We start from the raw sequence: 1,146 nt of genomic DNA on the forward strand, positions 1-1,146 counted from the left end.
GGCGCGCTCCTCGGCCGCTGCCAGCGATTCATCGAGCAGGCCGGTGAAGCGCGACAGCCGCTGGTCGAGGTCGGCGGTGCGCAGATCGATCGTGGTGACGAGCGATTCCAGCGCCTGCTTGCGCTCGGCAAGCGAGGCGGTGGTGTTCTTGTTGCTCTGCTCGACGACCTGCGCGGCGTCGACCAGCGCCTTGCCGTGCGCATCGAACTGGGTCGACAACTCGCCGAGATCCTGGAGCGCCTTCGTGGTCTTGCTGTTGAAGACGTTGAGCTGCTCTTCCAGGTTCTGCGTCGCCGCGCCGTTGCGTGAGGTGACGTCGTTCATCGCCGAGACGAAGTCGGCGACGCGCGTCACCAGCGCCCGCTCGAGCGAGTTGAGGTTGTCGTGCGCACCGGTCAACACCTCCTGGAGCAGGATGTTGCCTTCGCGCAGGCGCTCGAACAGCGCCACCGTGTCGGTGCGCAGGATCTTGCTGGTCTCCTGCATCTCGGTGACGGCCGCGATCGAGACCTGGCGCGATTGGTCGATCGCGGAACGCGAGGACTGCTCGAGGTCCTTGAGCGACTTGCCGACCGCGCTGGTGGCGATCTCGCTCGCCGCGTTGATGGTGCGGGCGACTTCCGAGCCGTTGCCCATCATGGTCTGCGAGAAGGCCTGGCCGCGCGTCTCGATCGATTTCAGCGCGTCGGAGGTGACGCGGTCGATGTCGAGCGTGAGCTGGCTGGTCTTCGAGCCGATCGCATCGACCAGCGCACCGCGCTTGGCGTCGATCATGTTCGACAGCCGGTCGGCCTGCTGCTGCACATAGGTGACGATCTCGTCGGTCTTGCCGGTCATGGCCTGGCCGAAGCTGGAGCTGGCGGCGAGCACCGAACGCTCGACGTCGGACGAGCTCGACTTGACCCGCGAGCTCGCCTCGTTGGAGGCCGTGATCAGCGCGTTCTGGGCGTTGAGCGCGCTGGTCTGGATGTCGTTGGTCGCGTTCGCGGTGGCCGCGCTCAGGGTGCGCTCGATCTCGGTCGAGATCGTGCGGATCTGGCTCGCGGCGTCCGCGGAGGTCGAGGTCAGCGAGGTCTGGGCCTCGCGTGCGCTGTTGAGGATGGTCGAGGCGGTGTCGGCGCCGACGGCGGTCAGCGTGCGCTCGAT

1 pseudogene is annotated in these 1,146 nt (G+C 67.1%); it reads right to left on the minus strand.

From position 1 onward, the window contains the following. A pseudogene (locus MOV74_RS38680) lies at positions 1-1,146 on the minus strand (negative regulator of septation ring formation); the annotation flags it as partial.

Origin of the sequence: Bradyrhizobium sp. SHOUNA76 (genome assembly GCF_023006445.1) — a bacterium.
In the GTDB taxonomy this organism is placed as follows: Bacteria; Pseudomonadota; Alphaproteobacteria; order Rhizobiales; family Xanthobacteraceae; genus Bradyrhizobium.